This window comes from Streptomyces sp. NPDC055189 (assembly GCF_053606765.1).
In genome coordinates, this window is sequence record NZ_JBSGSG010000130.1 from 1 (window position 1) to 18,068 (window position 18,068).

Annotated in this window: 15 protein-coding genes; 8 read left to right on the plus strand and 7 right to left on the minus strand. The window is 70.7% G+C overall.

Annotated features, from left to right (window positions below):
• Window positions 1–122 precede the first annotated feature (122 nt).
• Window positions 123–875: a sulfite exporter TauE/SafE family protein gene (locus ACWFR3_RS44160; RefSeq protein ID WP_453740355.1), complete on the plus strand. Its 753-nt coding sequence runs from the start codon at window positions 123–125 to the stop codon at window positions 873–875.
• Window positions 876–921: 46 nt separating this feature from the next.
• On the opposite strand, the gene ACWFR3_RS44165 is transcribed toward ACWFR3_RS44160, so the two are convergent.
• Together ACWFR3_RS44165 and ACWFR3_RS44170 are read right to left on the minus strand one after the other, a co-directional pair.
• Window positions 922–1,860, minus strand: coding sequence for an AraC family transcriptional regulator (locus ACWFR3_RS44165; protein WP_453740356.1), 939 nt, complete (start codon window positions 1,858–1,860; stop codon window positions 922–924).
• Between the two features lie 102 nt (window positions 1,861–1,962).
• Window positions 1,963–2,886, minus strand: a complete 924-nt coding sequence (locus ACWFR3_RS44170; protein WP_453740357.1) for an NADP-dependent oxidoreductase — start codon at window positions 2,884–2,886, stop codon at window positions 1,963–1,965.
• 288 nt (window positions 2,887–3,174) lie between these two features.
• Between ACWFR3_RS44170 and ACWFR3_RS44175 the strand changes: the two genes are divergently transcribed.
• Both ACWFR3_RS44175 and ACWFR3_RS44180 read left to right on the plus strand, forming a co-directional pair.
• Entirely contained in the window at window positions 3,175–3,690 is a 516-nt protein-coding gene (locus tag ACWFR3_RS44175) for a lytic polysaccharide monooxygenase auxiliary activity family 9 protein (protein WP_453740358.1), read from the plus strand.
• Window positions 3,691–3,883: 193 nt separating this feature from the next.
• Window positions 3,884–5,062, plus strand: coding sequence for a serine hydrolase domain-containing protein (locus tag ACWFR3_RS44180; RefSeq protein ID WP_453740359.1), 1,179 nt, complete (start codon window positions 3,884–3,886; stop codon window positions 5,060–5,062).
• A gap of 18 nt (window positions 5,063–5,080) precedes the next feature.
• On the opposite strand, the gene ACWFR3_RS44185 is transcribed toward ACWFR3_RS44180, so the two are convergent.
• Together ACWFR3_RS44185 and ACWFR3_RS44190 are read right to left on the minus strand one after the other, a co-directional pair.
• Window positions 5,081–6,157 (minus strand): DUF6745 domain-containing protein, encoded by a 1,077-nt coding sequence (locus ACWFR3_RS44185; RefSeq protein ID WP_453740360.1) that lies wholly within the window; start codon window positions 6,155–6,157, stop codon window positions 5,081–5,083.
• A 58-nt stretch (window positions 6,158–6,215) separates the two neighbouring features.
• Complete coding sequence (locus ACWFR3_RS44190) at window positions 6,216–6,542, minus strand: hypothetical protein (RefSeq protein WP_453740361.1); 327 nt, start codon at window positions 6,540–6,542, stop codon at window positions 6,216–6,218.
• Window positions 6,543–6,769: 227 nt separating this feature from the next.
• Between ACWFR3_RS44190 and ACWFR3_RS44195 the strand changes: the two genes are divergently transcribed.
• The 5 genes from ACWFR3_RS44195 to ACWFR3_RS44215 are packed head-to-tail and all read left to right on the plus strand — an operon-like array spanning window position 6,770 to window position 12,115.
• Window positions 6,770–7,732 carry an STM4015 family protein gene (locus ACWFR3_RS44195; protein WP_453740362.1) on the plus strand — a complete coding sequence of 321 codons (963 nt, stop codon included), beginning with the start codon at window positions 6,770–6,772 and terminating at the stop codon, window positions 7,730–7,732.
• 31 nt (window positions 7,733–7,763) lie between these two features.
• Window positions 7,764–8,957 (plus strand): STM4014 family protein, encoded by a 1,194-nt coding sequence (locus ACWFR3_RS44200; protein WP_453740363.1) that lies wholly within the window; start codon window positions 7,764–7,766, stop codon window positions 8,955–8,957.
• A gap of 40 nt (window positions 8,958–8,997) precedes the next feature.
• Window positions 8,998–9,804, plus strand: a complete 807-nt coding sequence (locus ACWFR3_RS44205; protein WP_453740369.1) for an STM4013/SEN3800 family hydrolase — start codon at window positions 8,998–9,000, stop codon at window positions 9,802–9,804.
• Window positions 9,801–11,162 (plus strand): STM4012 family radical SAM protein, encoded by a 1,362-nt coding sequence (locus ACWFR3_RS44210; protein ID WP_453740364.1) that lies wholly within the window; start codon window positions 9,801–9,803, stop codon window positions 11,160–11,162. The genes ACWFR3_RS44205 and ACWFR3_RS44210 overlap by 4 nt, the downstream gene beginning before the upstream one ends.
• A gap of 11 nt (window positions 11,163–11,173) precedes the next feature.
• Window positions 11,174–12,115, plus strand: coding sequence for an STM4011 family radical SAM protein (locus tag ACWFR3_RS44215; protein ID WP_453740365.1), 942 nt, complete (start codon window positions 11,174–11,176; stop codon window positions 12,113–12,115).
• Here the strand turns inward: ACWFR3_RS44215 and ACWFR3_RS44220 are convergent.
• From ACWFR3_RS44220 to ACWFR3_RS44230, 3 genes are read right to left on the minus strand one after another with little or no spacing between them, the layout of a single operon-like run.
• Complete coding sequence (locus ACWFR3_RS44220; RefSeq protein ID WP_453740366.1) at window positions 12,015–14,873, minus strand: NHLP bacteriocin export ABC transporter permease/ATPase subunit; 2,859 nt, start codon at window positions 14,871–14,873, stop codon at window positions 12,015–12,017. The genes ACWFR3_RS44215 and ACWFR3_RS44220 overlap by 101 nt on opposite strands.
• Before the next feature lies 1 nt (window position 14,874).
• Window positions 14,875–17,157, minus strand: a complete 2,283-nt coding sequence (locus ACWFR3_RS44225) for an NHLP family bacteriocin export ABC transporter peptidase/permease/ATPase subunit (RefSeq protein ID WP_453740367.1) — start codon at window positions 17,155–17,157, stop codon at window positions 14,875–14,877.
• A complete protein-coding gene (locus tag ACWFR3_RS44230) occupies window positions 17,154–17,960 on the minus strand; it encodes an HlyD family efflux transporter periplasmic adaptor subunit (RefSeq protein WP_453740368.1) in 807 nt (268 codons plus the stop codon). The genes ACWFR3_RS44225 and ACWFR3_RS44230 overlap by 4 nt, the downstream gene beginning before the upstream one ends.
• Window positions 17,961–18,068 lie beyond the last annotated feature (108 nt).

Genomic DNA, 18,068 nt, shown 5'->3' on the forward strand with positions numbered 1-18,068 from the left:
CACCTGCCCTCCGGAGGGCAGGTGAACCCGGCCAGGTGCCGACCCGCCCCTCTTCGCACCAGACTTCTCCGTCCCGGGCTGCCCGCACTCCGGTACGCCGACCGTCCACGGAAAGGCGCTCCATGCAGGCACTCGAGACAGCGGCCATAGCGGCCGCGGCCGTCGCGGCCGGCGGCATCAACGCGGTGGTCGGCTCCGGCACCCTGATCACCTTCCCCACGCTGCTCGCCTTCGGCTATCCGCCCGTCCTTGCCAACGTCTCCAACACCATCGGGCTCGTACCGGGCGTGCTCAGCGCGGCGTACGGATATCGCGCCGAGCTCAAGGGCCAGCGCTCCCGACTCATCAAGCTCGGCCTCGCGTCTTTGATCGGCGGTGTCGTGGGGGCGGTGCTGCTCCTGAAGCTGTCCGCCGACACCTTCAGCGCCGCGGTGCCGGTGCTGATCCTGATCGCCTGTGTACTGGTGCTGTTGCAGCCGCGGCTGCAGAAGTGGCTCGCGCGGCGCGACTCCCCGGGCCGTGCGGACGGCGGCATCCCCCTGTGGGCCGGTGTCCTGGGCACCGGCGTCTACGGCGGCTACTTCGGCGCGGCCCAAGGGGTGCTGCTCATGGGCCTGTTCGGGTCGTTCCTCCGCGATGACCTGCAGCGCCTGAACGCCGTCAAAAACGTCCTCGCGTCCATCGTGAACGGCGTCGCCGCGGTCCTGTTCATCGCGGTGACGAGCGTCGACTGGACGGTGGCCGGCGTGATCGCGCTCGGCTCGACCCTGGGCGGCCTGATCGGTGCGCGGGTCGGCCGCCGCCTTTCACCCACCGTGCTGCGCGGACTCATTGTCGCCGTCGGTGTCACCGCTGCGGTCGCCGTGGCCGTGTGAGTGCGGGCCGCCGTGGCCGTGTGAGTGCGGGGCACCACCCGGAGATCTAGGCCGCTCTGCTCTGGCGACGGTAGCCGCCCGGGGCCAGGCCGTACTCCCGCTTGAAGGCCTTGGCGAAGGCGAACTCCGAGCCGTATCCGGTGCGGGCGGCGACCGTCGTCAGCGGGGCGTCGGACTCGCGCAGCATGCGGGCGGCGGTCGTCATGCGCCAGCGGGTCAGATAGGCCATCGGCGGTTCGCCGACCAGCAGGGCGAACCGCCGGGCGAATGCGGCGCGGGACAGACCGGCCCGCTCCGCGAGGGACTCGACCGTCCATGAGGCCGCGGGATCGTCGTGCATGGCCGACAGGGCGGGCGCGACCGCCGAGTCGCTCAAGGCGGCGGCCCAGCCCTGAGCGGCGGCCGGGGGCTGGTCGTCGAGCCAGGCCCGCAGGATATAGAGCAGCAGCGAGTCGATCAGCGTGGGCACGATGCCGTCCGAGCCGATGCGCGGGTTCTCCAGTTCGGAGCCAAGGAGTTGGACGGCGGCGCTCAGCTCCGGGTGGCGTCCGTGCCTGGTGGGCAGGTGGATGACCTCGGGCAGCTGGCGCACGAGTGGGTGGGGTCGCCCCTGGTCGAGGTGGTAGCTGCCGCACAGCAGGCTCGTCTCCGCGCCCTCGCCGCCGAGCGTGAGCGAGCCGATCGGTGCGCTCCGGTGGAACTGCTCGCTCTTGCACTCCTCGGCCGGGGTGGAGGGGTGGTCGGCGAGGATGTGGCCCCGCCCGCCGCGCAGGAAGATCACGTCGCCGGGGTTCAGCGGGATGGGCTTCAGGTGCGGCGGCGCGTCGGGCAGCGGGACCAGCCAGCAGGTGCCGTACAGGACCACGTGGAAGCCGGCGCCCGCGACGGGTGGCAGGCGCAGGCCCCAGGGGGCGCGGCCGTTGGTGCGTACGGACGCCGGGTGCCCGGTGCGCATCGAGGCCAGCGCCTCGGTGAGGATGTCCATCCGGCCTCGCCCTTCCTGGTGTCGCGTGCCGCGTGCCGCGCGTCGTTCCGCGTGTCACGTGCGGTGCCGCGTGTCATGTGCCGCCCGTCGTGGTCGGTCCGTTCAGACCGTCAGGACAATCTTGCCTTGTACGTGTCCGGCGGCGATCAGCTCATGCGCCTTGCCCGCTTCGGCCAGCGGGAACGTCTCCTCCACGTAGGGGCGGATCCGGCCCGCGTCGATCAGCTCGCCGAGTGCTTGGAGTCCGGCGGAGTCCGGTTCGACCATGACTCCGGCGAAGCGCCGCCCCGCGGCCTCGACGCGGGCGGCGAGCTCGCGGTCGTGGTGCTCCAGGATGCTGATGAGTACGCCGCCGGGGCGGACCACGCCGAGCGAGAGGTCGCCCTGTGCGTTCGAGTCGAGGAGTACGTCCACGTCCTTGACGGCCTCGGTGAAGTCGGTGGTGCGGTAGTCGATGACCTCGTCGGCGCCGAGATCGTGCAGGAAGTCGCGCCGGCCCGCGCTCGCGACGGCGATCACGTGGGCGCCGCGTGCCTTCGCGATCTGTACGGCGAAGTGCCCGACGCCACCGGCCGCGCGCTGGATCAGCACCCGGTCGCCTTCCTTGATCTCCGCGTCGCGCACCAGGCCCTGCCAGGCGGTGAGCGCGGCCAGGGGGACGGCGGCGGCGTGCACGTGGTCGAGCGAGGCGGGCTTACGGGCAAAGTGGTCGGACGGCGCGGTGACGTATTCGGCGTACCCGGTGGCCGCGCGCGGGAAGAGCGGCATCCCGTACACCTCGTCGCCCACCGCGAACCCGGCCCCGGCGCCCGCCTCTTCGACCACTCCGGAGATGTCCCAGCCCACGCCGAACGGCGGCTCGCCGATCAGCGGGAAGGCGCCGGATCTGACGGCCACGTCCGCCGGGTTGACGGCACTGGCGTGCACCTTGACGAGGACTTCACCGGCCGACGGCTTCGGCCGTTCCATCTCCACGACCTCAAGGACCTCGGGCCCGCCGAAGGATTTCTGGATCACTGCGCGCACGGTAAATCTCCCTGCGTTCTTCCGGTTGATGACCTCAACCCTAGGGAGATCGAATGAGCCGCAGAATGACTTTCTGTCTTCGCCACATGTCCCGTCGTCTTGCTGACCGGCACCCTCAGCCATGCGTGCGCCGGGCTTCGCCGGGCAGTCCCATGCACAACTTCCGCACCACGGGCACTACTTGAAGGGTTGACTGAGCCCCGACAACCAGTATGGTCTAGGCCAATGAGTCGACCGAGGCGCCCGGTTGTCTCTCGCCCCTCCTCCCCCCAGTCAGAGGGAACAGAGATGAACAAGAAGCAGAAGCTGGCAGCCGCTCTGGGCGCGTGTTTCGCGCCCGTGCTCGTCCTGGCCTCCGTGTCACCGGCCAGTGCGCACGGCTACGTCAACTCGCCCCCGAGCCGTCAGGCACAGTGCGCGGACGGCACCGTGTCCTGCGGCGACATCACCCACGAACCGCAGAGCGTCGAGGGCCCCAAGGGGCAGACGACGTGCAGCGGCGGCAACTCGCGGTTCTCCGAACTGGACGACGACAGCAAGGGTTGGAAGGCCACCGACGTCGGCTCCTCGCAGGACTTCAGCTGGAAGCTGACGGCTCGTCACAGCACCAGCACCTGGCAGTACTTCGTCGGAGGCAACAAGATCGCCGAGGTCGACGACGGTGGCGCCCAGCCGGGTGAGACCGTCACGCACAAGGTCGACTTCGGCGGGCTCAGCGGCAAGCAGAAGGTGCTCGCGGTGTGGAACATCGCCGACACCAGCAACGCCTTCTACGCCTGCATCGACGTGAACATCACCGGCTGAGCCATCGCGCGGGTGGTTCCCCCACACCACCCACGCCCGGTCTGCCGGGCCGCGGCGCCATCGCGCCGACGGTTCGGCGGGCCGGGCTTTTGCGTACGACCTTTGCGTACGACTTCCGCGCGCGACCTTTGCGCACGACTTTTTGCGTACGAAATGACGCTCGGGGCCGGGTGCGGGCTGAGAGGGTAGGCGTATGGCCGATCTGCGCAAGACTCTGGAGACGCACGTCAGCAACAGCTCCGTGGCGGGAGCGGTGGGCCTGGTGGCCCGCGGTGACCGGAGCGAGGAGGCCGCGGCCGTCGGGTACGTCGACGTCGAGGGCACCGCCCCGATGGCCAGGGACTCCATCTTCCGTATCGCGTCGCTGACCAAACCCATCGTCGCCGCCGCCGTCATGATGCTGGTCGACGAAGGCCGGATCGCGCCGGAGGACCCGGTCGGGCGATGGCTCCCCGAGCTCGCCTCGCCGAGCGTCGTCCGTACTCCGTCCTCGCCGGTGGACGACGTGGTCCCGGCGATCCGCCCCATCACCGTCTCCCACCTCCTCACCTCCCGCACCGGATACGGCTTCCCGTCGGACTTCTCGCTGCCCGCCCTCGCACCGCTGTTCAGCGAACTGAAGCAGGGCCCTCCGCAGCCGCAGGCCCCACCGGCGCCGGATGCCTGGATGGCCGCGCTCTCCCGTATCCCGCTCCTTCACCAGCCCGGCGACGGCTGGCTGTACAACCTCAGCTCCGACCTCCAGGGCGTGTTGATCGCCCGGGTCACCGGAGTGCCGCTCCCCGAGTTCCTGGCCGAGCGGATCTTCGAGCCGCTCGGGATGACCGACACCGCGTTCTCGGTGCCGCCGGACAAGCTCGCCCGCTTCACCAGCTACTACGCGGCCGGGGCCGAGGCCGGACCCGAACGCGATCCGCGGACCGGGCTCGAACTGCTCGACGCCGCCGACGGGCAGTGGAGCAGTCCGCCTCCCTTCCCGTCCGGCGCAGGCGGCCTCGTCTCGACCCTCGACGACTGGCTCGCCTTCGGGCGCATGCTGCTCGCCGGGGGGACGGCAGCGGACGGCCGCCGACTGCTCACACCCGAATCGGTGCGGCAGATGACCACCAATCACCTCACCACGCCCGAGCGGGAGTCCGCCGGTCTCTTCCTCGAAGGGATGGGATGGGGCTTCGGCGGTTCGGTGGACGTCGAGACCGTGGAACCGTGGAACGACCCGGGGCGCTACGGCTGGGTCGGCGGCACCGGTACGACGGGACACATCATCCCGTCCACCGGCACGGTCACCCTCATGTTCAGCCAGTTGCAGATGGGCGGGCCCAGCTTCCCCGAACTGATGCGGGACTTCTGGCGGTACGCCGCCGGAGCCTGAGGCGCCGCGGCCACCGATTCAGGTCTGGCGCTGCGGCTCGTAGGCGTCCGGGTGCAGCCCGAACGTCCACGCCACTCCTTCCTTGGCCGTCCGCGTGGCGGGCGGGACGCGCAACCAGTACGTACGACTCGTGCCGTCCGGCTCCGGGGTGGAGTTGACGACCTCGACCATCACCACGTCCTCGTCACCGACCAGTTGGATCCGCCAGAGCACACCCGTCTCGTCGCGGTGCACGGGAACCGCGCCCGACTCGTCCAGGTAGCGGTCGTAGCCGTAGTGCTCCAGCATCACGCGGCGCAATTCGGCGTTGCCCTCGGCGCGTATCCGCTCGGGGGTCAGCGCGGAGAGTTCCTCCAGGAACTCCCCCGGCACCGGCATGCCACGCCACGCGTACAGGTCGAACCCGTCGGGGAAGGCGAGTGCGGGGCCGTCGGCGCGGTCCAGGCGGCCTGCCTCGTCGCGGTGGAGCTCCGTCGGGCGCTCGCAGACGATCGCCTCACGCTCGTAGGGCCACCACCAGCCCGCCGCGCGGGCGACCGCCGCGAGGCCGTCCAGTGAGCCACCCCTCGATGCGTCGAAGGCGCACAGCCAGGCCGCCTCGTGCTGACCGAGCACGGCGTCGAGGAGGACGAGGCGAAGTGCCTGCTGTTCCCTTCGACTGTCCCCCGTCAGGCCTGCACTGTCACCCGTCAGGTCTTCAAGGACGCCGGTGCGGATGCGGGAGGCGAGGACCTGGGTGGTTTCCCAGAGCCGGGCGCCGGTGGCGTTCCAGTGCTCGGACCAGCCGCCCGGCCCCAACTTCGCATGCACCGCCTCCCGTTCCGCGGCCCAAGGACGGTTACGCACCGCGTCGCGCACACTCTGGCCCAGGCTGTCCTTCTCCGCCGCCACCAGTCGCACGGCCTCGCGCGGTGAAGCGGCCCAGCGGATGCGCCCGGGCTCGGGGAGCCCTGCCCTGCGGTAGGCGAGCCGCACACCTGCCTCGGCCGCCGCGCGGTCGGCGGGGCCGGTGGCCGCAGCCACCTGCCGCCAGTCCGTCACGTCACCCTCCACCGGCAATACCTGCTCCACCGTCGTCATCTCGTCCGCTCCCATGTCGTCATCTCCCGCTTCCCGCTTCCGGCTGCCGCGCATCGAACTCGCCCGCGCGACGTCAGTCGGCCACCAGACGCACGGAACCCGGCACGTACTCACGCTGGCGCACCACCCGATACCAGCCCTTGGGCAGCGGAATCGCCGCGTGCTCCTCGTGCACCACGCGTCCGCCTTCGGGCAGGTGGAGCAGCATCGGCCCGAACAAGCCCGACTCGCGGATCAGTTGACCGGGGCCCACCACGGCGTGCGCGTGTCCGGTCACCTCACCGAGGGCGAGCACGAGCCTGCCGCGGGCATCGCGCGGCTCCTGCGGACCGTCGGCGACGTGCGGCGGCAGCGCCGACTCCGCGACGGGCACGATGAGCACATCTCCCTGCCGGTACATGGGTGTCCCCTCCCCGCGGCACACTCTGCACCGCTCAATGAATCCGACGGTACGGCGAGGGTCTGACAACGGCCGTCGAGCGTCGTGCTGACCCGCTTCTGCGGCCCCCGCGGCGGGTGTTGTCAGTGGCGCTTGGTAGAAATTCTGCACATCGGCCGATCACCACGGACTCGGGATCGCCGCAGTTGCGCGCCGGTTCGGCGCCATGGCTATGGGAGCGGGCGGACATGACCATCGGAGACAACCAGCAGCACTGGCACGGACTGCCCATCCACGAGTTCCCGCAATTCGACGAGAAGCCCGAGGGGGAACAGCCCTCGGCCGATTCCGTGGCCTGGCGCATCGCCGTCGACTCGTACGACAGCGAGGAGCAGTGGGAGGAGGCGTTCGCGCGGTTCGCCGAGGCCGTCGACATCACGCAGGTTCGGGCGATCATCGTGGGCGCGTGGAGCGACACCTACGAAAACACGCCGGACGAGGTGATCGCCGCACTGGTCGGCGCGAAGGAGCGCATGCCCGCGCTGCGGGCCCTGTTCCTCGGCGACATCGACTCGGAGGAGTGCGAGATCTCCTGGATCAAGCAGACCTGTGTGACCCCGCTCCTGGATGCCTTTCCCGAGTTGGAGGAGTTCGCCGTGCGCGGCGGCGACGGCCTCACGTTCCCTGCCGTGCAGCATGGACGGCTGCGGTCACTGACCTTCGAGTCGGGCGGCCTGCCGGTCGAGGCGGTGCGCGGCATCGCCGCGAGCGACCTGCCCGCCCTGGAACATCTGGACCTGTGGCTTGGCACCTCCGAGTACGGCGGCGACGCGGCGGTCACGGACCTGGAGCCCTTCTTCGCGGGGACGCGACTCCCCCGGCTGCGGCACCTCGCCCTGCGCAACAGCGAGATCCAGGACGAGATCGCCGAGGCCATGGCCTCCGCTCCGGTCGTGGCCCGGCTGGAAATACTCGACCTCTCCATGGGCGTCCTCTCGGACGAAGGGGCCACGGCGCTGCTGGCCGGCCAGCCGTTGACGCACCTCAAGAAGCTCGACCTGCATCACAACTTTCTCAGTGGAGCGCTGAGCACCCGCGTGCGCGAGGCCTTGGAACCGGCGGGCGTCGAGGTCGACCTCGACCCGGATGACGCGGACGAGGACGAGGAGGAGGACGGCACTGTGTGGCGCTACGTGGCCGTGGGCGAATAGCGGCCGCAGGAGAGCCGGAGAGGGGGACTTCATGGGGCATGCGACGACACGTCCCGAGCCGTGTCACGAGCTGCCGGGTCCGCGGTTCGCGGTGGTCGGCAATCCGGAGAACCGCCGGGTGGAGCTGTTCGCGGCGGCCGTACGGGAAGCCGGGCTGCCCGAGCCGCGTGTCGTGCCGTGGCTGGACGTGCTGCGCGCTGGTGGTGCGGCCTTCGGCGCGGACGAGGTGGTGCGGCTCGAATCACCCGGTGAGAACGCCGATGTCGACCTGGCGCTGCGCGCGATGGACGACCCCACGCGGGTGGAGGGCAGCGCGCGTTGGTACGGACGGTTCACCGCGGCCGTACGGTCGTTGACCGGCGGACGTCGACTCGACGACCCGGACGAACTCGGAGTGCTCTTCGACAAGCGGCTCTGCCACGACGTGCTCCTCCGCGCGGGCGTTCCCGTCCCGCCGTCGCCTACCTCCGGGGCGAAAACAGCGGTGCGGGGCTGGGACGACGTACGGGCGCTGATGCGTGAGCACCGCATGCCACGGCTCTTCGTCAAGCTCGCGCACGGGTCGTCGGCCTCCGGAGTGCTCGCCGTCGAGTCGGCGGGCTCCGGACGCATCCAGGCGACCACGTCCGTGGAGATGTCGGGCGGTCGGCTGCACAACTCCCTCCGGGTACGCCGCTACCGGGACGAGCGGGAGATCGCCGCGATCGTGGACGGACTCGCCCCCGACGGCCTGCACGTCGAGCGTTGGATGCCGAAAGCGTCGCTGCACGCGCGCGTGGCCGATCTGCGGATCGTGGTGATCGGCGGGCGGGCCACGCACGCCGTCGTCCGGACCAGTAAGTCGCCTCTGACGAACCTCCATCTGGGCGGTTCGCGGGGCGAGTTGGCTGCCGCGATCGAGGCGTCAGGCACTCATTGGGAGGAGGCCCTGGACATCTGTGAGCGGGCCGCCGCCTGTTTTCCCGGCACCCTCTGCGTCGGCGTCGACCTCCTTCCCGCCCTGGGCTGGCGGCGGTTCACCGTCGGCGAGGTCAACGCCTTCGGTGATCTGCTGCCACGCCTGACGGGGCTGCCGGGCAGCGGGGCGGAGGGGCTTGGCACGTACGCGGCCCAGATCTCCGCCGTCCGGCGACGTCCGCCGACCACTCCCGCACCGCTTCAGGCCCCCTCCGCTCCGCCCCGCTCGACGAACCACCCCGCAAGGAACCAACATGCGCACGCCTGACACCACGAGCAGCCCGCCAGATGTCTCTCCCGCTCCCGACATGAACGAGGTCGTCGGCCGCGACGATCTCCTCCTCGTCACCCTCGACACCCTGCGCCACGACGTCGCCGTCGAGCTCGCCGCCGCGGGCCGCATCCCGCATCTGGCCCGTCATCTGCCGGGCGGGATCTGGGAGAAGCGGCATGCGCCCGGCAGCTTCACCTATGCCTCGCACCAGGCGATGTTCGCCGGGTTCCTGCCCACGCCCGCCACACCCGGGCCGCATCCGCGGCTGTTCGCCGCACGGTTCGCGGGCAGCGAGACAACCGCCGGTCGCACATTCGTCTTCGACACCCCCGATCTGGTGTCGGGCCTGGCGGACGCCGGGTATCGCACGGTGTGCATCGGCGGGGTGGGGTTCTTCAACAAGCAGGGCGCCCTGGGCGACGTACTGCCCGGGCTCTTTGAGGAGAGTTACTGGGAGCCGGAGTTCGGTGTAGCCTCGCCGACGTCCTTCGAGGCGCAGGTGGAGCGGGCCGAGAAGGTGGTGGCCGAACTACCGGCCGAACAGCGCCTGTTCCTCTTCCTGAACGCGGCGGCCCTGCACCAGCCCAACTGGTTCCACACGACCGGCGCCACCCGCGACGCAGGCGACAGCCGCGCGACGCACGCAGCCGCCCTGGAGTACATCGACCGGCACATAGGCCGACTGTTCACCGCCCTGAGCTCGCGCCGCCGCTGCTTCGCCATCGTCTGCTCCGACCACGGCACGGCCTACGGAGACGACGGCTACACGGGTCATCGCCTCGGGCACGAATCCGTGTGGACGGTCCCCTACGCCCACTTCTTCCTGGAGCCGTCCGCATGAGCACACCTCAGCTTCTGGACCCCACCGCCACGCGCCCCTACCAAAGCTACGTCTACGCCTACCCGCACAAGACCGCCTACCGCCCACTGGCCGACCACCCCGAGCTGCGCACCCTGTGGGCAGCGGAGCCCAAGGACGCGCTCTCCCTCTATCTGCACATACCGTTCTGCGAGGTCCGCTGCGGCTTCTGCAATCTCTTCACCCGCATCGGTGCGCCCGGCGAGCTGACCACCCGCTATCTCGACGCTCTCGACCGGCAGGCCACGGCGGTGCGGGACGCCCTGGGAGAAGGCGAGGGCGCGGCGCCGGTACGGTTCGCCAACGCGGCGTTCGGCGGCGGCACCCCCACCTACCTGGAGGCCGCGGAGCTGGAGCGGCTCTGCGACATCGCCGAGCGGCGCATGGGGGCAGACCTGCGGGCGATACCGCTCTCCGTCGAGGCATCGCCCGCGACCGCCACCGCCGACCGGCTCGCGGTCCTCGCCGAGCGCGGGGCGACCCGGCTCAGTCTGGGCGTGCAGAGTTTCGTCGATGCGGAAGCGCGGGCAGCGGTGCGGCCGCAGCGCCGGGCGGACGTCGAGGCTGCGCTGGGGCGGGTGCGCGACGCCGGTATCCCGGTGCTCAACATCGACCTCATCTACGGGATCGACGGCCAGACGGAGCAGACCTGGCGCACCTCCCTGGACGCCGCGCTGGCCTGGCGGCCCGAGGAGCTCTATCTCTATCCGCTGTACGTGCGACCGTTGACCGGTCTGGGCAAGCACGGCAGGGCGCCGAGCGACGCGGACTGGGACGAACAGCGGCTTCGCCTCTACCGGCAGGGCCGCGATCACCTCCTGGCGGAGGGGTACATCCAGGTGTCGATGCGGATGTTCCGCCGCGCGGACGCGCCCCCGCAGGGCGCGGACGACTACGCCTGCCAGACCGACGGCATGATCGGCCTGGGCTGCGGCGCCCGTTCGTACACCTCCTCGCTGCACTACTCCTTCGACTACGCGGTCGACCTGCGCGAGATACGCACGATCATCGACGACTACACCGCCACCGAGGACTTCGGCCGCGCCGTGCACGGCCGCCGGGTCGACGGGAACGAGGCCCGCCGGCGCCACCTTCTCCAGTCGCTCCTCCAGGCGGACGGCATGCCGTCGGCCGACTATCGCAAACGGTTCGACGCCGATCCGTACGACGATTTCCCCGCCGAACTCGAACGGTTCGCGGACCGGGGCTGGCTGGAGCGGGATCCGGCGGCGGGAGTGCTTCGCCTGACGCCGGAGGGCCTGGCGCACTCCGACGCGATCGGCCCCGAGTTGTTCTCCGCCGAGGTGCGGGCCGCGATGGCCGCGTACGAACTGAAGTGAGTTCGCCGACCATGGACCTGACGATCCTCTACCGCGGCCCGCTGGCCTCGTGCGACTACGCCTGCCCTTACTGCCCGTTCGCCAAGCGCCGTGACACGCCCGAGCAGTTGCGCACCGACCGGGCGGCCCTGGAGCGTTTCACGGACTGGGCCGGACACCAGACCGGCGACCGCCTCTCGCTCCTCTTCACACCGTGGGGAGAGGGTCTGGTCCGCTCCTGGTACCGGCGGGCACTGGTCGAGCTCTCCCACGAGACGCACATCGACCGCGTCGCGATCCAGACGAACCTCAGCTGCCGCACGGACTGGCTGGCACAGGCCGACCTCGACACCGTCGCCCTGTGGTGCACCTACCACCCGGGCCAGACCCCGTACGACCGCTTCCTGACCAAGACGCGCCAACTCACCCGGCAGGGAGTGCGATTCAGCGTCGGCATCGTGGGCCTTCCCGAGCATCTCGACGACGCCCGGCGCCTGCGTGCCGCGCTGCCGCCCGAGGTCTACCTGTGGGTGAACGCCGCAGAGGGGCACACGTACAGCGACGACGAGGCCGACCGGTGGACCGACCTCGACCCACTGTTCCCCTACAGCCGCCACCCGCACCGCTCCGCCGGCCTGCCCTGCCGCACGGGCGAGTCCGTCATCTCGGTCGACGGCGAGGGCACGGTCCGCCGCTGCCACTTCGTCCGGGGCGAACTGGGCAACCTGTACGACGGCTCGTACAGAAAGGCGCTACAGCCCCGCGCCTGTCCCCTGGCCGTCTGCGACTGCCACATCGGCTACGTCCACCTGGAGACGCTGCCCTTGTACGACGTCTTCGCGGGCGGGGTCCTGGAGCGGATCCCCGCACACGTCACTGCATCTGCCGCCGCACCAGCTCGTGCAGCCGCCCGCCCGTGTCCGCAAGGAGCTGTGCGGGCGGCCCCTGCTGGACCACCCGGCCCTCCGACATGACGATGACGCGGTCCGCGTCCATCACCGTGGAGAGGCGGTGGGCGATGACGATGCGGGTGGCGTTCAGGGCGCGGGTGCTGTCGATGACCGTGCGCTGGGTCTCGTTGTCCAGGGCGCTGGTCGCCTCGTCGAAGAAGAGGACGCGGGGGCGGCGGATCAGGGCCTGGGCGATCATCAGGCGCTGGCGCTGGCCGCCGGAGACCGCGCCGCCGCCGGAGATCATCGTGTGCAGGCCCATCGGCATGCGCTTGATGTCCTCGGCGAGGCCCGCCATCGCCGCCGCCTCCCAGGCCTCTTCCTGCGTGAACGTCTCGGCGCCGCAGATGCAGTCCAGGATCGATCCTGTGAGCGGCTGCGCGTTCTGCAGGACGACTCCGCACTGGCGGCGGACGGCTGACTGGTCCAGGGCCGAGAGGTCCTGGCCGTCGTAGAGGACGTTGCCCGCGACCGGCTTGTCGAAGCCGATCAGGAGGCGCAGCAGGGTGGACTTGCCGCAGCCGCTGGGGCCGACGACCGCGACGAACTCGCCGGGCCGGATGGACAGGGACACGTCGTCCAGGACCAGCGGGCCGTCGTCGGCGTAGCGGAAGGTAAGGCCGCGGGCCTCGATCTCGCCCTGGAGTTCGCCCGGCTGGGTGCTCGCGCCCCGCACCTCCGGCGCCTCTTCGAGGACCGGCTTGATCTGCTCGAACATCGGCAGCACCGCCGCCGCCGAGATCAGCGCTCCGGTGAGCTGCGTGACGGACGTCAGGAGCATCGTCACGGCGGTGCTGAAGGTGAGGAACTCCCCCGCCGTGAGGCTGCCGCGGGCCGGGCCCGCCAGGAGGATGAACATGACGAGCGTGCAGAGAGGGAGGTAGACGGAGTTGAGGACCGTCGTCACGTTCTTGATGCGGCCCGCGCGCTGCTGGAGCTCCCGGCTGCGTGCGAACTCCCCCGCCCAGGCGGCGTACGCGAAACTCTCCGCTCCGGCGACGCGGAGTTTGGGCAGGCCGCGCAGGGTCTGGAAAGCCTGGTTGTTGAGCTTGTTGCTGAGCTCGACCAGGCGGCGCTGCCAGCGCAGTTCCCACAGGCCGAGGGTGAGGAACACGGCCGCGATGACGAGGAGCATGCCCAGCGCGGCGAGAGCCAGCGGGACGCTGTAGAGCAGCAGCAGGACCAGGTTCATCGCGCCGATGGTGCCCGCCTGCAGTGCGACGGGGCCGATGCCGGAGAGGACCCGGCGGATCGCGCTGACGCCCATCGCCGCGCTGGCCAGTTCGCCGGTGGAGCGCGAGGCGAAGAAGCGCGTGGGCAGGCGCAACAGGCGGTCCCAGACGGCTGGTTGCAGCGTGCTCTCCATGCGGCCCTCCATGCGGAGGATGGTGAGGTTCTGGAGCAGCATGAACGCGGCGGAGACGATGCTCGTGATCATCACTGCCAGGGACACCTGGACGATGAGGCTCTTCTCGCCGTTCGGGACGAACACGCCGAGCACCTGTCCCGTCGCGATCGGCACGAGCGCACCGATCGCGACCGTCACCAGACCGGCGATCGCCAGATTGCGCATGTCTGCGCCGGTGCCGCGCAGACCGAAGAGGAACAGCCGCCACGGCGTCAGTGTCCGCTCCGGCAGCGGGCGGTAGAACATGACCCCCTGCGGCTCGAACTCGTCCGCGTTGCTCTCGTCGATGCGCATGCGCCGCCCGGAGGTGGGGTGCACGGACTCGTAACCGCCGCGCCGCCACAGCAGCGCGACCGGCTGTCCGCTGGCCGCGCGGTGTCCCACCAGCGGGCCGGTGTTCTCGCGCCACCAGCGCCCGTCGAGGCGGACGGCGCGGGTGCGGATCCGCGAGGCCACGGCGACCTGTTCCACCGGGTCGATCCGGTCGCTGACCGCACCGCCCTCCGCGGCACCGGACAGGGTGATCCCGGTTGCCTCGGCTACCAGGCGGCAGGCCGCGTACGTCGCGTCGTCGCCGCCCCGCGATTCGGTGCGGCGTGCGCCGCCCCTGCCGGAGCGGCCGATGGAGGCGATCAGTGTGCGGTCGGCCTGTTCGCGGACTGTCTCGCCCGCCTTGATGCCGGCTGCCGTGCGGTCCTCGTGGGCCCGTTCCAGGCGTTCGATCCAGCGGTCGAGCGTCGAGAGGAGGCGGTATTGCTGGTTGACCATGCGCTGCCACATGGCGGCGTCCATGAGCAGGTCGCCCGCGGCCTCGGCGCTGTAGGCGGAGCCGTACTGCAGACTGCCCGGCGCGACCGGCATCCAGAGGATGTCGTCGTCGGTGACCACGTCGTCGGCCATGGTGCGGCCGTCGAGCGGTGCCTCGAACAGGACCCGGTGGCTGCGTCCGATGCCGAGCGCGAAGGCGTGCTCCAGGAGGCTCAGGGCCTGGTCCTGGGTGTCGTACTGACTGGGGTACTGCTGCTCGTAGGCCCAGGTGTCGCCGTAGTCGGGGCGGTAGAGCTCGCGCAGCGGGATGCGGCGCAGTTCGCAGCCCTGGAGGGGGCGTCCGACGAGGGTGTGCTGGGGGCCTTCGACGGGGCCGAGGAGCAGAGTGCCCGGTTCGAGGCGGCCCAGGAAGTGCCAGTGCCCCTGCTGCGCGGCGTCGACCGCGAACAGGTCGAGCGCGCCGGCCACCACGAGCCAGAGCACCTGCGGGCCTTCCAGGTGCACGCTGCGCAGGCCCGTGCAGTCGGCCGGGGTGCCGAGCGCGCCGAAGGCGGCGGCCACCGCGTCGTCGGTGTACGGGGTGTACTGCTCCGGTACCGAGGTCACCTCAGTGCTCCTTGACCAGGTCGGCGTAGGCTCCGCCGGCGGCGACGAGGTGTTCGTGGCGTCCGCGTTCCACGACCGTGCCGTGGTCCAGGACGACGATCTCGTCGCTGTCGCGCACCGTGCTCAGGCGGTGCGCGATGACGACGCAGGCGCAGCCGCGGCGGCGCAGGTTGTCGATGATGACCTGCTCGGTCTCGGCGTCCAGGGCGCTTGTCACCTCGTCGAGGACGAGGATGCTGGGGCGCCGGACCAGGGCCCGGGCGATCTCGAGGCGCTGGCGCTGGCCGCCGGAGAAGTTGCGGCCGTCCTGCTCGACGCGGCCGTGGATGCCGCCGGGCCTGCGGGCCACGACCTCGTACAGGCAGGCGTCCTTGAGGGCGGCGATGACGGCGTCGTCGGGGATGGAGGGGTCCCACAGCGCGACGTTGTCGCGGATGGTGCCCTCGAAGAGGAAGACGTCCTGGTCGACGAAGGAGACGGAGGCCGCGAGCGCTCCGCGCGGGATGTCCTCCAGGCGCTGTCCGTCGATGCGGATCGTGCCTTCCCAGGGGCTGTAGAGCCCCGAGATGAGCCGGGAGACGGTCGACTTGCCGCTGCCCGAGCCGCCGACGAGCGCGACCTGCTGCCCCGGGCCCACGGACACCGAGAAGCCGGTCAGGAGCGGCTTGTCGAGAGGGCTGTAGCCGAAGGTGATGTCTTCCAGGGTGACGTGGCCCTTGAGACGGCGGGTGCTCGCCTCCGGTTCGGGGCGCGAGTAGAGGGTGTCGACGGGGAAGTTCTCGACGTCCTTGAGGCGGGCGACGTCGGCGCCGAAGTCCTGGATGCGGCCCGCGACGCCGTTGAGCCGGGTGATCGGCGCGGTGAAGCGGGTGACCAGGGCCTGGAACGCGACGAGCAGACCGATCGACAGATGGCCCTCCACCGCGCGCAGGCCGCCGATCCACAGGATCGCCGCGCTGTTGAGCGTCGCGAGGGTGGGCGCGGCGACGCCGAGCCAGGCGCTGGGCACGCCCAGGCGCTGCTGCTGCTCCAGGGTGGTGGCGTGCTGGCCGGCCCACCGCCGGAAGTAGCCGTTCTCGCCGCCGGTGGCCTTCATGGTCTCGATCAGCTGCAGACCGGTGTACGAGGTGTTGGTGAGCTTGGCGCTGTCGGCGCGCAGCTTCTGGGTGCCGGTGGCCCGCAGCCGGATGACGATGCGCATCGCGACGATGTTGAGGAGGGCGATGCCTACGCCGACCATGGTGAGCTGGGGGTCGTACGTCCAAAGGAGGGCCGCGTAGAGGAGTACGACGATGCCGTCGACTCCGGCCGCGGTGAGGTCGCGGGCCAGGGTCTCGGCGACCGCGTCGTTGGACGCGAGCCGCTGGACGAGGTCGGCGGGGCTGCGCTGGGCGTAGAAGGTGACGGGCAGGCGCAGCAGATGGCGCAGGAAGCGGGCGCTGCTCAGGGTGGAGGAGATGATGCGCCCGCGCAGCAGGTTCGCCTGTTGCAGCCAGGTCAGCACCACCGTGAGCGCCACCATCGCGCCCATCGACGCGAACAGCGCACCGAGCAGCGACGTCTGATCGCCGATCAGAAAGAGGTCGATGTAGGTGCGGCTGAGGGCGGGCAGCGCGGCACCGACGGCGACGAGCAGCAGGCTGGCGAAGAGTGCGGCGAGCATGGTGCCCGTGGTGCCGCGCAGGCGCGCGGGCATCGCCCGCATGATGCCGGGCCTGCGCCCTCCGGGGCGGAAGTTCTCCCCCGGTTCCAGGACCAGGACGACACCGGTGAAGCTGGTGTCGAAGTCCTCCGAGGGGACGAAGCGGCGGCCCTTGTCTGGGTCGTTGATGTGCACGCCCTTGCGGCCCAGGCGACGCCCCACACCGTCGTAGACGACGTAGTGGTTGAACTCCCAGAAGAGGATCGCGGGCGCCTTCACCTCGGCGAGCGCGGCCGGTTCCATCTGCATGCCCTTGGCCGTGAGGCCGTAACTGCGCGCCGCCTTGAGGAGGTTGCTGGCCCGCGAGCCGTCGCGCGAGACGCCGCACGCGATGCGCAGCTCTTCCAGCGGGACGTGCCGTCCGTAGTGGGCCAGGACCATGGCGAGGGCTGCGGCGCCGCACTCCACGGCTTCCATCTGCAGGACGGTGGGTGTGCGGACGGTCTTCTGCGGCTTGCCCTTCGACGCGGGGCGCGGCGCGTTGCGGCGGCGGCCGCGCTGGGGTTCGGGGCGGTGCCTGCGCCGGCCGCCGGGGGGCGGCAGTTGCTGCTGGTGTGCCGGGGAGGGGTGCGGTGCGGTCACGGAAGCAGCCAATCGATCGGGCGCTGCTCGGCGAGATGGAAGGCGCCGCTGGCAAGGGTCATGGAGTCGAGTGCGAAGGGCGGGCCGCCGGCGGTCGACCACTTGTAGCCGGACTTGGTGCCGGCGGAATTCTCCAGGCGTACCAGGACGGCCACGGGCGGCCCTTCCTTGGTGAACTGCCCGGCCAGTTCCTTGTCGCCGAGGAACCCGCTGATCTTCTGTTCGCTCTGGGCGGCGCGTCCGATCGCCTTCACCCGGCCGCGCAGCGTGCCGTACTCCTCGGTGGGCACGGACTGGACCGTGAGGTCCACCGAGGCGCCGACGGGCACGGTGGCCGCGCTGTCCGCAGGTACGTAGATCATCGCGAGGAGCGGGTCGTCGCTGCCCGAGACACGCTCGACGGTCGCGACATCGGCGCCGGTGGTGACGACGGTGCCGATCCTGGCGACCAGTGTGCTCACCCGCCCGGCGGCGATGGAGCGTACGACCTTGTCGCCCTGGTCCGTACGGACCTTGAGCACGGGAGCGCCGGCGGCGACGCGCTTTCCCTCTTCGGCCAGGACGCGGGTCACCTGTCCGGTGACGGGGCTCTGCAGGACGTAACTGCCCTGGCCGTGGGTGAGGATGCCCGGTGCCTTGAGTGTGGAGGAGATCGAGCCGGTCACGGCCCAGACGCTCGCGGCGGCCATGACGACGACGGTGACGGCGAGGACGAGCAGGCCCTGAGGTCGGGCGTAGCGCACCGGAAGGTCGAGTTCCTCGGGCGACTGCAGTTTGGACAGGGCCTGTTGGCGGAACTGCACGGAACGCTTCCCTTACTTTGCCTGTGGCGACTTTCGCCTGTGGCGACTTTCGCCTGTGGCGACTTTCGCCTGTGGCGTCCGCGAGCCCCGGAACCAATGGTTCCGGGG